At 69.9% G+C, this 13,202-nt stretch carries 10 protein-coding genes; 7 read left to right on the top strand and 3 right to left on the bottom strand.

The genetic code is table 11. The features are described 5' to 3' along the window. The first annotated feature begins 93 nt into the window (after positions 1-93). The 5 genes from selA to ACZ5UM_RS00570 all read left to right on the top strand — a co-directional run bounded on the left by selA (position 94) and on the right by ACZ5UM_RS00570 (position 6,491). Positions 94-1,494: an L-seryl-tRNA(Sec) selenium transferase gene (gene selA / locus ACZ5UM_RS00590; protein ID WP_464846162.1), complete on the top strand. Its 1,401-nt coding sequence runs from the start codon at positions 94-96 to the stop codon at positions 1,492-1,494. A 22-nt stretch (positions 1,495-1,516) separates the two neighbouring features. Continuing rightward, positions 1,517-2,584: a selenide, water dikinase SelD gene (gene selD / locus ACZ5UM_RS00585; protein WP_464846160.1), complete on the top strand. Its 1,068-nt coding sequence runs from the start codon at positions 1,517-1,519 to the stop codon at positions 2,582-2,584. After that, complete coding sequence (gene bshC, locus ACZ5UM_RS00580; protein ID WP_464846158.1) at positions 2,584-4,254, top strand: bacillithiol biosynthesis cysteine-adding enzyme BshC; 1,671 nt, start codon at positions 2,584-2,586, stop codon at positions 4,252-4,254. The genes selD and bshC overlap by 1 nt, the downstream gene beginning before the upstream one ends. Before the next feature lie 270 nt (positions 4,255-4,524). Further along, positions 4,525-5,223 carry an NAD(P)-binding domain-containing protein gene (locus tag ACZ5UM_RS00575; protein ID WP_464846156.1) on the top strand — a complete coding sequence of 233 codons (699 nt, stop codon included), beginning with the start codon at positions 4,525-4,527 and terminating at the stop codon, positions 5,221-5,223. 11 nt (positions 5,224-5,234) lie between these two features. Continuing rightward, positions 5,235-6,491 (top strand): D-alanyl-D-alanine carboxypeptidase family protein, encoded by a 1,257-nt coding sequence (locus ACZ5UM_RS00570; RefSeq protein ID WP_464846154.1) that lies wholly within the window; start codon positions 5,235-5,237, stop codon positions 6,489-6,491. 327 nt (positions 6,492-6,818) lie between these two features. Here the strand turns inward: ACZ5UM_RS00570 and ACZ5UM_RS00565 are convergent, their stop codons facing one another. Then, positions 6,819-8,021, bottom strand: a complete 1,203-nt coding sequence (locus tag ACZ5UM_RS00565; RefSeq protein ID WP_464846152.1) for an acetate/propionate family kinase — start codon at positions 8,019-8,021, stop codon at positions 6,819-6,821. Continuing rightward, positions 8,018-8,908: a 3-hydroxyacyl-CoA dehydrogenase family protein gene (locus ACZ5UM_RS00560; RefSeq protein WP_464846148.1), complete on the bottom strand. Its 891-nt coding sequence runs from the start codon at positions 8,906-8,908 to the stop codon at positions 8,018-8,020. Before ACZ5UM_RS00560 ends, ACZ5UM_RS00565 begins: the two co-directional genes overlap by 4 nt. A 336-nt stretch (positions 8,909-9,244) precedes the next feature. Here ACZ5UM_RS00560 and ACZ5UM_RS00555 point away from each other — a divergent pair, with 336 nt between their 5' ends. Beyond that, positions 9,245-10,588 carry a DUF3794 domain-containing protein gene (locus ACZ5UM_RS00555; protein WP_464846147.1) on the top strand — a complete coding sequence of 448 codons (1,344 nt, stop codon included), beginning with the start codon at positions 9,245-9,247 and terminating at the stop codon, positions 10,586-10,588. A 115-nt stretch (positions 10,589-10,703) separates the two neighbouring features. On the opposite strand, the gene ACZ5UM_RS00550 is transcribed toward ACZ5UM_RS00555, so the two are convergent. Beyond that, positions 10,704-11,318, bottom strand: a complete 615-nt coding sequence (locus ACZ5UM_RS00550) for a hypothetical protein (RefSeq protein ID WP_464846145.1) — start codon at positions 11,316-11,318, stop codon at positions 10,704-10,706. A 136-nt stretch (positions 11,319-11,454) separates the two neighbouring features. Between ACZ5UM_RS00550 and ACZ5UM_RS00545 the strand changes: the two genes are divergently transcribed. Continuing rightward, positions 11,455-13,170, top strand: coding sequence for a hypothetical protein (locus ACZ5UM_RS00545; RefSeq protein ID WP_464846143.1), 1,716 nt, complete (start codon positions 11,455-11,457; stop codon positions 13,168-13,170). The last annotated feature ends 32 nt before the right edge of the window (positions 13,171-13,202 follow it).

Genomic DNA, 13,202 nt, shown 5'->3' with positions numbered 1-13,202 from the left:
TCCTCTTTCCAGCCGGACTTGGCCCTGCCAATTCCGAGGCTTATAATAGGAGCGACTTGAAGTTCAGATGCCGGGCGATCGGAGGAACGGAACATGAAACCATGGCAGCAAGCGGCACTCAGAGCCATCCCGCCGGTCAACGAGATTCTGGCTGCGCCCACCGGGCAGCGCCTGCTGGCCGAGCGGTCCCGCCCGCTGGTGGTGGACGCGGTGGGCGAGGCCCTGGAGGCGCTGCGCAAGCGCATCGTGGCTGCCGTCAGCGAGGCAGAAGTTGCGTCCGTCGACCTCTCCCCCGAGGGGCTGGCCGCGGACGCCGCCGAGCGGCTGGCGCGCCGTCTGCGTCCCCGGCTGCGCCGGGTGGTGAACGCCACCGGCGTGGTGATCCACACCAACATGGGCCGTGCGCCCCTGGCGGAGGAGGCGGTGGAGGCCATCGCCGAGATCGCCGGTCGCTACAACAACCTGGAGCTGGACCTCTCCACCGGCGAGCGGGGCTCCCGCTATGCTCACGTGGAGGCGCTGCTGGCCGAGCTCACCGGCGCCGAGGCGGCCATGGTGGTCAACAACAACGCCGCCGCGGTGCTGCTCATGCTCTCCGCCCTGGCCGCCGGGAAGGAGGTCGTCGTCTCCCGGGGCGAACTGGTGGAGATCGGCGGCTCCTTCCGGGTGCCGGACGTGATGAAGCAGGGCGGCGCGAAGCTGGTGGAGGTGGGCACCACGAACAAGACCCACCCCCGGGACTACGAGCAGGCCATCGGCCCCGAGACCGGGGCGCTGCTGAAGGTGCACCGGTCCAACTTCCGGCTGGAGGGGTTCACCGCCGAGGTCTCGGTGGCCCAGCTCGCGGAGATCGCGCACCGGCACGGGCTGCCCTGCCTGGTGGACTGGGGCTCCGGGGTCATGCTGGATCTCAGCCGCTTCGGGCTGCCCCGCGAGGCGACCATGCCGGAGCTCATCGCCGCCGGCGCCGACCTGGTCACCTTCTCCGGGGACAAGCTGCTGGGCGCGCCGCAGGGCGGCTTCATCGTCGGCCGCAGGGAACTGGTGGAGCGCTGCCGCAAGCACCCCCTCACCCGGGCCGTGCGGGTGGACAAGCTGACGCTCGCGGGCATCGAGGCGACCCTGAAGCTTTACCTGGAGCCGGAGCGGGCCGCGGCGCGCATCCCGGCGGTGCGGATGCTCACCGCCTCCAGGGAGCAGATCGCCCCCCGGGCCGAGGCCCTGGCCGGCAAGGTGCGGGCCGCCGGCATCGCGTGCGAGGTGATCGACGGCGTCTCCCGGGCGGGCGGCGGCGCCCTGCCGGGCGTGGACCTGCCCACGCGCCTCGTGGCCATCGCGCATCCGGCGCCGCAGGAGGTGGAGGCGCGGCTGCGGGCCTTCGACCCGCCGGTGATGGTGCGCATTCAGGCGGGGCTGATCCTGCTGGATCCCCGCACGCTCTGGGACGACGAGTTCGATCTGGTGGTATCTGCCCTCCGGTCCGCGATCGTCTAACTTGCTGGAGGAGGTGAACCCGATGAGGCTCTCCGGTCCCGAAGACGCCATCCGGCTGACGCAGTACACCGCCAAGTCCGGCTGAGGGTGCAAGATAGGTCCGGCGGACCTATCCGAGGTGCTCCGGCACCTGCCTCCCTCCCTGAAGAACGCGGACGTCATCGTCGGGCTCGACACGCCGGATGACGCCGGGGTCTACCGCATCTCCGACGAGGTGGCCCTGGTGCAGACGGCGGACTTCTTCACGCCGATCGTCGACGACCCGTACTGGTTCGGTGCCATCGCCGCGGCCAACAGCCTCTCCGACATCTACGCGATGGGCGGCCGGCCGGTGACCGCGCTCAACCTGGTGAGTTTCCCTGTCAGCAAGCTGGACAAGCGCATCCTCGCCGAGATCCTGCGCGGGGGCGCCGAGAAGGTGGCCGAGGCCGGAGCGGTGCTCATCGGCGGCCACTCCATCGACGGCCCCGAACCCACCTACGGGCTGGCGGTGACGGGGCTGGTCCACCCGGAGCGGGTGGGCGCGAAGGCCGGCGTGCGGCCGGGCGACCGGCTCATCCTGACCAAGCCCATCGGGGTGGGCGTCATCACCACGGCGATCAAGCGAGGCCTCGCCACTCCGGCGGACATTGATGAAGTGACCCGGGTGATGGCGAAGCTGAACGACGTCGTCGACGTGCTCGCCCCCTTCGACATCCGGGGCATGACGGACATCACCGGCTTCGGCCTGCTGGGCCACGCCTCCGAGATGGCCCGCACCAGCGGGGTGGGGCTCCGGATCAAGGCGGGGGCGGTGCCCGTGCTGCCGTCGACCTACGACTACGCCGAACAGGGCGCTTTCCCCGGCGGCTCCAAGGCCAACTTCCGGTTCCTGACCGGCGAGGGGCACGTGGAGTTCGCCGAGTCGGTGCCCGAGCTCGTCCGGATGATCCTCTGCGACGCGGTGACCTCCGGCGGCCTCCTGATCGCGGTGGAGGCCGGGCGGGCGGAGGAGCTGGCCGCAGCCCTTACAGCACACGGGACGCTCACCGCTGCCGTGATCGGCGAGGCCGTGGCGGAGCATCCCGGGAAGATTATGGTGATTGACTGATGCACATCGAACGGGTGCCGGGCATCGCCCTGAGCCGCAGCGACGCGGTGGCGGCGTATCTCAGCGATTGGGCGCGCGTGGCCCCCGCCTACGAGTACGACTGGCGCCTGCAGGAGAGCTTTGAACGGCGTGCGGCGTTCCTCCGCGGCGGCGGCTACGCGGGCGACCGGGCCGCGGTGGCGGCGGCCCTGGAGCGGTACAACCGTGCCCTGGGCGCCGACGAGGCCGCCCTGGAAGGCGCCCGGCTGCTGGGCCGGCCGGGCACCCTGGCGGCGGTGACCGGGCAGCAGGCGGGCATCTTCACCGGGCCCGCCTACACCATCTACAAGGCCATGACCACCATCCGGCTGGCCCGGCTGCAGAGCGAGCGGCTCGGGGTGCCGGTCGTCCCCGTGTTCTGGATCGCCGGCGAGGACCACGACTGGCACGAGGTCAGCTGGGTGATGGTGCCGGCCGGAAACGAGGCCCGCCGGCTCACGCTGCACGAGCGGTTCGAGGGAGAGCGGCGCTCGGTGGCCCTGGCGCCCATGCCGCCCTCGGTCGCCGACGTGATCGACGAGTTTGCGGCGCTCATGCCGGACACCGAGTTCAAGGAGGAGGTCGTCGCGCGCCTCCGGGAGGCTGCGGCGGCCGGGCCCGCGCTCGACCCGGCGGCCACCGGCGGTCAGCCTTCGCTGGCCGACTGGTTCGGCCGGCTGATGGCGTGGCTCTTCCGCGGCACCGGCCTGGTGTTCCTCAACTCGGCCGACCCGCTGCTCAGGCGCATCGAGGCGCCCTTCTTTGCCCGCGTCCTGGAGCGGCAGGGGGAGGTGGAGACCGCCTGCGCCGAGGGCATGGACCGGTGGGAGCAGCGGCTGGGGTTTGCCTGTACCCTCGAGCAGACGCCCGGCAGCCTGAACCTCTTCATTTATGTGGATGGCGACCGGCTGCCCCTGGTGGGGGAGGGGGACCGGGTCTGGGTGCGCGGCCGTCCCGACCTCTCCTGGAGCCGGACCGAACTGGCAGATCTGGCCCGGCGGCATCCGGAGCGGTTCTCCACCAACGTCGTGCTGCGGCCGGTGGTGCAGTCGTTCCTGCTGCCCGACCTGTTCTACGTCGGCGGGCCGGGGGAGATCAGCTACTTCGGCCTGCTGCGGGATGTGTACCGGGCGATGGGCCAGCAGATGCCGATCGTCGTGCCCCGGGAGGGCTTCACCCTGGTGGAGCCGCCCATCGCACGCATCCTGCAGAAGCACGGCCTCACCCTGGACGACGCCTTCCACCGGCTGGACGAGCGCAAGCAGGAACTGCTGGAGCGGGAGGACCGGCTGGGGATCGCGCAGGCGTTCGCGGCCTTCCGGGAGGACTTCGCCCGCCGGCACGGCGAGCTGTCCGCCCTGGTGCTGCAGCTGGACGCGGGGCTGAGCCAGATGGTGGAGGAGAACCGGCGGCAGATCGAGCACCAGATCAGCCGGCTGGAGGAAAAGGCGAAGCAGCAGCACCGGAAGAACTGCGAGACGGCCCTGCGCCAGTTCGACCGGGTGCGGGCGAACCTCACGCCCCACGGGCTGCAGGAGCGCGGGTTCAGCATCTTCCCGTACCTGGTGAAGTACGGGCCCGATCTGGTCCGCCGGCTGGTGGACGAGGTGCCGCTGGAGGCGGGCTGGTCGCACCGGGCCGTCTACCTCTAGACTCGGACCCCGGATGCAGGAGGGCACAGCGGGAGCGGACCTGCCGGTCTGCTCCCGTTTTCCGCGACCTCCCTGCACCGGCGGTCGTCATACTCGTGTATAATGGTAGCCGTTGAAGCAGGCGTGCTGTCTGTCCGGCTCGTGCAGTTGCCGACCTTCGATGTGGATAGCTCCTCACATACGCAGCGCCCCCGCGCCGCGGCGATTGCCTCCGGCAGAGGATGGGCACACTTTCAGTGTCCTGTACCCATTCTGCGAGGAGGCAGCGCGGTGAACGACAAGATCGCGATCATCGGCGCCGGACCGCTGGCGTCGATTCTGGCGCATCGCATCCCCAGCTCTGCCCGCAAGGTGATCATCGGGCGCCCCAAGGCGGCGGCAGTGGCCCTGGCCGATGAGGTCGGCGGCATCGCCTCCGACCAGGTCAGCGCCGTGCGCGGCTGCCGGGTGGTGTTCCTGGCCGTGGCGACCCCGGAGGTGCCGCAGACGGTGGCGGACATCAAGCCCCACCTGTCGGAAGGCGCCCTGGTGGTCAACATGGCCCCCGATCTGCAGACGGCGGAGCTGGCGGATGACGGGGTGCGCGTGGCCGCTGCCAAGATCATCGGCCATCACCGGGAACTGGAGCTGGGCGCTCCGGGCGTCGTCGTGCTCGACCACGTCGAGCCCGCCGATGCGGACCTGCTGGCAAAGCTGCTGGCCGATCTGGGCCCGGTGGTGCAGGGCGACGAGCAGACCGTGCAAGCGGCGGTCCGCGCGGTGGCCGAGGTCCTGGCCGGGGCGCGCGACGAGCTCCACCGACGCCTCGTGGAGGCGGGGCTGCCGGCCCGCGTGGTGCCTGCGGCGATCGCCGCTGCGGGGCCCGGGGTGCTGCGGGCGCTGGCGGCGGGTGAGGAGAACGCGACGGACGGGGGGGTCTGGCAGCGTGCAGGGGCCGGCGAGACTGCTGCTTCGCGAGTCTCGCACTAGGAGGGTGCCCTTTGCTTAATCGAAAGCGACTTCGCCCGGCTTGGGCCATCGCGCTGGTGGCCTTGCTGGCCGTGCTGCTGACCGGAACGCTCACCGCACCCGCGCAGGCAGCACCCGCCCTGGACCTGGAGGCGCGGGCCGCGGTACTGATGGACTTCGAGACGGGTCAGGTGCTCTACGAGAAAAACCCGGACGAGCCCATCTCGCCGGCCTCGCTGACCAAGCTGATGACCCTGCACCTGGCCTTCAAGCGCATCGAGGCGGGCCAGATGCGCCTGGAGGATCCCGTGGTGGTCAGCGAGAACGCGTGGGCGGCCAACTTCCCCGACTCGTCCCTGATGTTCCTGGAGCCCGGCGACAAGGTCACGGTGGGCGAGATCCTGAAGGGCATCGCGATCGTGTCGGGCAACGACGCTTCGGTGGCCCTGGCGGAACATATGGCGGGTTCGGTGTCCGCCTTCGTGGAGCAGATGAACGCCGAGGCGCAGGCGCTCGGCTTCAGGACGTTCCACTTCGTCGATCCCCACGGCCTTTCGCCGCAGAATCAGGTGACGGCCCGTGAGTTCGCCGAGTTCGCCCGGCTGTATATCCAGCTTCACCCGGACTCGCTGGAGATGCTGCACAGCCAGAAGTCCTTTGCATATCCGCAATATGAGAATCTTTCCGACGCCCGGCAGGCGGTGACCTCGCCGGAGGCGCACAAGCCCATCCCGCAGGATAACCGCAACGGCCTGCTCTGGACCTACGACGGCGTGGACGGCCTGAAGACCGGCTACGTGGACGAGGCCGGGTTCAACTTGGCGGTGACGGCCAAGCGCGGGAACATGCGGCTGATCGGCGTGCTGCTGGGCATCCAGGCCAACTCGATCCCCGAGGGATCGGCCAAGCGGGAGGCCGAAGGCGCGGCGCTCCTCAGCTGGGGCTTCAACAACTTCGTCACCGTGAAGCCGCAGATGCCCGAGTTCAGCACGGTGCGGGTCTGGAAGGGCGCCGCCAACGAGCTGAACCTGGAGCCGGCCGGCGGCGCGCCGACGCTGGTGCTGGAGAAGGGGCTGGAGTCGTCGCTCACCGCCTCGGTCCGGCAGGAGGCGTCCGTGATCGCCCCGGTAGAGAAGGGGCAGAAGCTGGGCGAGGTGATCTTCGCCGCCGACGGCAAGGAGGTCGCCCGGATCGACCTGGTCGCGGCGGAGGACGTGCCGCAGGGCGGCTTCTTCAAGCGGCTCTGGGACTCGCTCCGGCTCTGGATCCACGGGTTCTTTAATCGGTAGCGAAACATGCATAGTGCCGAAGGCCAGGGTGAATGCCCTGGCCTTTGTGCTGGTGCGCGGCGGGACGGCCAGAGTAACGCTCCCGGTGCGCAGGCCGGGCGGGCGGTGCGACGGGGGCGCTGCCGGTACGCAGGCTGGCGGGCGGTGCGAACGGGGGCGTTCCGGGTGTGCAGGTCGGGCGGGCGGTGTGAACGGGGGCGTTCCCGGTGCGCAGGCCGGGCGGGTGGGGCGAACGGGGGCACTCCCGGCACGCAGAATGGGCGGGCGTGGCGCAAGGGTACGAAAAACGGCGGTGCACCGGGGGGTGCACCGCCTCCGTATGAAGGGTTACTTGCGCAGGCCGGCGACCAGTTCCGCCGTCTCCCGGGCGATCATCAGCTCCTCGTTGGTGGGGATGACCATGACCGCCACCTTGGAGTCGGGGCCGGAGATGATCCGCTCCACGCCCCGGCACTCGTTGGCCTCCTCGTCGAAGGTGACGCCCAGGAAGCCCAGGTTCTCGCAGACCGCCTTGCGGAAACGGGGCGAGTTCTCCCCGATGCCGCCGGTGAACACGATGGCGTCCACCCGGCCCAGGACCGCGGCGTAGGCGCCGATGTACTTGCGCAGCCGGTACTCCATCATCTCGAAGGTCTCGATGGCCCGCGGATCGCCGTTGTCCATCTCCTCCTCGATCTGCCTGAGGTCGCTGGAGATGCCCGAGATGCCCAGCATGCCGCTGTGCTTGTTGAGCATCGAGTTGACCTCGGAGATGCCGATCTCTTCCCGGGCCATGATATAGGGAATGACCCCGGGGTCCAGGTCGCCGGCGCGGGTGCCCATGATCAGGCCCGCCAGCGGCGTGAAGCCCATGGAGGTGTCCACCGACTTGCCGCCCTGCACGGCCGTGACGGAGGAGCCGTTGCCCAGGTGGCAGGTGATCACGTTGACTTCCTCCGGCGGCCGGCCCAGCAGGTCTGCGGCCCGCTGCGACACGTACTTGTGGGAGGTGCCGTGGAAGCCGTAGCGGCGGACCTTGTGCCGCTTGTACATCACGTACGGCAGGGCGTAGAGGAACGCCTTGCGGGGCATGGTGGCGTGGAAGGCGGTGTCGAACACCGCAACGCCGGGGGCGTGCGGCAGCGCCGCCTCGGCCGCCAGGATGCCGGTGAGGTTGGCCGGGTTGTGCAGCGGGGCCAGGTCAAAGAGGTCCCTGAGCGTGCGCTTGACCTCGTCATCGATGAGCACCGATCTGACGAACGCCTCGCCGCCGTGGACCACCCGGTGGCCCACCGCCGCGATCTCCTCCGGCTTCTGGATGACGCCGTGGACGGGATCCGTCAGGGCCTTCAGCACCTTGCGCACGCCGGCGGTGTGGTCGAGGATCGTGCCGATCTCCTTGATCTTCTCGCCGGCGCCCTTGTACTCGAAGATGGCGTCTTCCATGCCGACCCGCTCGACCTTGCCGATGGCCAGCACCGTTTCTGTCGTCATGTCCAGGAGCTGATACTTGATGGACGACGACCCGCAGTTGAGCACCAGGATCTTCATCGGCCTGTCCCCCCGTCCTTGATCCGATCGCCTTCGGCATCGTACTTGAAGAAGCCCACACCGGTCTCCACGCCCAGGTGGCCCGCGCGCACCAGCTTCTTCAGGATGGGGGCCGGCCGGTACTTCAGGTCGCCGTACTCCCGCCAGAGCCGCTCGGCCATGACCAGCACGGTGTCCAGGCCGATGCGGTCTGCGATCTCCAGGGGACCCCGGGGCATTTCAAAGCCCAGCCGCATGGCGGTGTCGATGTCTTCGGCCGAGGCGACGCCTTCCATCAGCACCTGGCAGGCCTCGTTGATGAGCGGAACGATCAGCCGGGTGGTGATGTAGCCCGGCGATTCGAACACCTCCACGCCGGTCCGCCCGATCCGCTCCACCAGCGCCATGACCTCGGCGACGGTCTCGTCGCTGGTCTTCAGGCCGCGGACCACCTGCACCACCCGGGTGCGGGGAATCGGCTGCAGGAAGTGGCAGCCGATCACCCGGTCAGGCCGATTGGTGGCGGAGGCCATCTCGGTGATGGAGAGGGTCGAGGTGTTGGAGGCGAGGATCACCTCGCGCCGGCAGACCTGGTCCAGCGTGCGGAAAATCTCCTTGTCCTCCTCGATGTCCACGACCCGGGTGGCGATGACGAAGTCCGCCTTCGCCATCTCCGTCATATCCGTGGTCATGGAGATGCGGGCCAGGATCGCCCGCTTCTCGGACTCGGTGATGGCCCAGCGTTCGATCTCGTGCTGCAGCGAAAGCTCGATCTGCCGGCGGGCCTGTTCCAGCTCCTCGGGCGCCTGCCCGAGCATGATCACTTCCAGGCCCTGGGTCGCGACCAGCTGCGCGATCCCGCGCCCGGCCGGCCCCGTGCCGACGATTCCCCAGATTCGGACCGACATAGTCACACTCCTTACCCACCGATGCAGACTTTGTTCATTCGTTCTCAATCATACCGGGAAACGGTAAAGATTCCTAGAGGGACTTTTGCACAGTTTACACACCTGGTCGGGTAGGGCGTCTGCCTGATACTCAGTCTGCTTGACTGGAAGTGCGGGCATGCAGGGCGGAGCGGGCGCATTTTCGCGGGCCTTCGCACCGGTTGACGCGGGGGTACATATCATAACCAGCAGGAGGCGGGCGCGTGCCCGCCACTCCACCCCGAGTGCGGTCCGCCACATAGCTTCCCTTCGCGGCGCCGCCCCTGGGGTCAACGCTATGGAAGGGGGAAGTCGAGCGTGGCCGACTTGCTCAGCACCCAGCTTCTGAAACTTCAGTGTCTGGTGTGCGAGAATACTGGCGAGGCCTGCATCGAGTCGCGTTTCAAGCTGCCGCGCAAGGCGAAGAAGATCGCCGAAATCCAGGCCCGCATCGTCGACCTGGAAGCGGACGTCATTGACGACCAGGTCTGCATCTCGGGCGTGGTCCACAAGCAGATCTTCTTTGTCGGCGAAGATCACCATGTACATCACGTTCCTGAGGACGTGCCGTTCACCACCTTCGTCAACTGCCCAGGGGCCAAGGCAGGCGATACAGCGGAGGTCAAGGCGAACATCGCCAAGGTGAGCTTCAACCTGGAGTGGGGGCAGGAAGTTGTACAGCGGGTGATCGTCCAGTTCGTCGTCAGGGTCTCGGAGGACTGCCAGGTCAACGTGCGCCTCAACCCCCGGGGGCCGCTGGTGAAGGCGGAGTGCGTGGTGGGCGAGGCCACCAAGGCGGTCACCATCGAGAACTGCATCGAGCTGGACCGGCGGGCCATCAAGATCCGTGACCTGCAGGTGTCCCTGGAGGACGTGAAGGCAGAGGCCACCAGCGACCAGGTGATGTTCCAGGGAACCCTGGTGAAGAATATCTTCTACATCTCGGATGAGGATGTGGAGCTCTTCCAGGAGGAGCGCATCCCCTTCTCGGGCATCGCCGACGTCTGCGGCGCGGAGCCCGGCGACAACGTCACGCTGCAGGCGCAGATCGTCCGGGTTGACAAGGTGCTCTCCGATGGCGTGGAACTCCGGCAGCGGGTGGTGCTTTCGCTGTTCATCAAGGTCACCCGCACCTGCGAGATCAACGTCGCCGAGGATCCCACCGGTCCGCAGGTGATGGCCTCCCGGGTCGTCGCCACCGGCGAGCGGCAGGTGCTGGTGGAGAACGTGGCCGACCTGAACAAGCCGGCCCAGAAGATCCAGGAGATCCAGGCCCGGGTCGAGGACGTGGCCGTGGAGGTCATCCCCAACAAGGTGATCGTCACCGGCACGCTCCACAAGCAGATCTTCTTCGTGGGCGAGGACGACATCGTGCGCCACCAGGGCGAGGACATCCCGTTCACCACCTTCGTCGACCTGCCCGGCGTGAACCCCGGCGACGAGATCTCCGTCACCCCCGTGGTGGAGCACGTCGGTTTCGACCTGCTCGACAAGGTGTGGGTGAGCCATCACGGCGACGACTGCGACGACGACGAGGGCCGCCCCGTCTTCCGGCGGCTGCTGCAGCGCACGGTGATCCTGATCTGCGTCGTCGCCAGCCAGGAGCATCCCATCCGCATTGCCCAGGCGCCCTTCACCGGGCTGCCGCTGGCGGCCGGTTAAGCATCCGCCCCCGCTCACCGGGGCCAGGGCGCCGGGTGGCTGTACAGCAGTCCTGGCGCCGGGGGCGGAAAAGGGGGAGGCGCTCCCCAGCGGGGCGCCTCCCCCGGCGCGCGGGCTAACCGCAGGACCACTCCAGCCACCACCACCGCTCGAACTCGTCGATGAGCCCCGGCGGGTTTACCTTGCGGCTGGCCTCCAGGCACCAGCGGTCGTACTCCCACTGGTGGACCAGCAGGGGCAGGAGCCGGCCGAACCGGCTCAGGATCACCCCGGAGTCGTGCAGCCGCCGTGCCACCCGGACCACCAGCTCCAGGAGCGCCCGGCGGGCGGCGCTCTCCCACGCGTCGTACCGGCTCGGATCCTCCAGGAGGGCGGTAAGCTGTCCGGGGCTGCGGTAAAGGCCCCTGCGCGCGAGCCAGCGGGCCAGCAGCCGGTGGCTCTCGGTATCGGCCATGCGGCGGCACTCCTCCGCGCTGAGCCCCACGGCGGTGATGAACTCCGGCTCCCACAGGGCGAAGTACCACCGGGCCTCGCCCGGCGCCTCCCCCTGGTCGATGGACTGGCGCAGGTGCCAGGGGGTGTTGTAGTAGAGCCAGAGTTTCATGCGCTGGGGCCCGTCGTCGAAATCGACATAGAGGGAGAGGACGTAGGCCTCCTCCAGCCGGGGGCACTCGGCCAGCAGGATCCCCTCCGCCAGACGCTGGTAGAGGTGTTCCGCGAACGGTTCCATCCGGTTCACCTCGGTCGTCGGGTTTGGGACGGAGACTAGTTCGACCTTCTTCCTTCTTTTTCCTCTCCAGGATGAATGATGAAATGCGGTTCTGGCGCGCGGCGGTGCGGCGTATACGTGCCCTGAGGTGGGACAGGTGCTCTTCTACCGCGCATGGGTGGACAGGCCGGCAGCGGCGGTCGGTGTGTCGCTGAGCCCGGTCCGCCCCGTCGCGGGCGCCTCGCCGGCCGGCCTCTGCGGCCGGGTGCGGGTAGTGGTGCGGTACGGCGACCCGTCGGGGCGCGTGGGGGTCCATCGGGGCTGGCTCCACACCGACCTGGCGCCTGGGCGCCGCCTGCGGCTGGCCGGCTGCCAGGCGGAGGGCGAGTCGCTGCTGCTGTCGCTGGGAACCATGCCCGCCCGGGCGGGGCGGGAGCGGCTGACGGACCGGTTTCGCCTGCCCTTCCAGCTCACCGCCTGGGGCGTCGAGGGCGTGGCCGGCGTGCGGGTGGAGCTGTTCTGCATTCCCTCCGTCGGGCCTGGCTTCCTGCTGCTCCGGGGCCGCGCCGCGGTGACGCTGGAGGCGCCGGCGGCGCGCCTCGTGCGCGTCGTCTCCTTCTGCCGGCGGCTGGCCGTCGACCTGAACCCCCACCTGTGCTGGCGGGCCTTTGCGGCGGTGGAAGGGCTGGACCTGCGGGTCGGGCCGGAAGGAGCGGTGGAGGGCTGGCTCCACGTGGCGGTGGCGTGCCGGGGGGAGCCGGAGGCGGCCCCCGACGCTGGCCGCCCCGGGATGGGCGGCGGGGGCGCTGGCGGCCGTGACGTCGCACAGGCGGGGCCGGTGGAACCGGCGGCGGTGCGGCGCGTGGATGCGGCGGTGGCCCGGCTGGAGGCGAATGTGATCCGGGACGGGTTGGCCCTGGTCTCCGGCGCAGTGGCACTGGACGTGGCCTGGGCGGACCGTTCGGGCCGGGGCCGCTGGACGGGCCGTGAGGTTCCGTTCAGCGCCCTGATGGAGATCCCCGGGCTCCGCGAGGGGGACAGGCTGGAGCCGGTGGCGCAGGTGGAGCGGCTGACCCGGGCGGGGGCGGGCGGGGATCTGCGCGCGCACCTGCTGCTGGGGCTCGGGCTGACGGCCCTGCGGCCGGTCCACCGGAAGCTGGGCGGCGACTGGTATCGGCTGGAGCAGGTGGTCGGCCAGGCGGTGGCGACGGTGGAGCTGGACGAGCCGCTCTTTCCCCGGGAGGACGCGGCTCCGCCGGTGGAGCCGTGGCGGCGGGTCCGGCTGGATACGGGGTTGGCCCACACGGGCGGGTTGGCGCACACGTGCACGCCGGGCCCCTGGACGGCCCTGCGCGCCCGGATCCGCCGCGCCGGCGGCCGGGCCTTTCTGGAGATCCGGGGCGAGCCGTTCGGGGCGGGGCGCGCGGCTTCGGCGCGCGCGGGACACGACGCACCGGTGAAGGCGATGCGCACTGCGCCAGTGACGGCGCGGGTGGAGTTACCCGGCGGTGTGGATGCCCAGATCAGCCTGGCCGCGGTCGGCGCGCGGGCAGAGGTGCGGGCCCGACGCGTCCCGGAGGGGGGCGTGGAGGTGTCCCTGCCGCGGACGGGGGCCGCGGGGAACTGGCACGCGCTGGGCGAGCCGGGGCACCGGGTCCTGGACGCCGTGCCCTGCGGAAACGGCCTGCGGTGCCTGTTGCGCTGCCCCGGCGGGCTGCGGCACGTCACCCTGACGCCGGGCGCGGGCGGCGGGGAGGCTGAGGGCCGCGGGGCCCCGCCGGCGGTCTGGACGGTCGCGGGCACGGCGGTGCGGGGCCTGGGGATGGACCGGCTGTGGGTGGAGGTCGGAGGGGGGCGAGAGCTGGGATCTTGACTGCGCTTTGACCCTGCGCATACGATTGTTGT

The sequence above is a fragment of the Symbiobacterium ostreiconchae genome (genome assembly GCF_055396975.1).
Note: the sequence above shows the minus strand (reverse complement) of the source record. Positions and strands in the feature narration are given on the sequence as shown.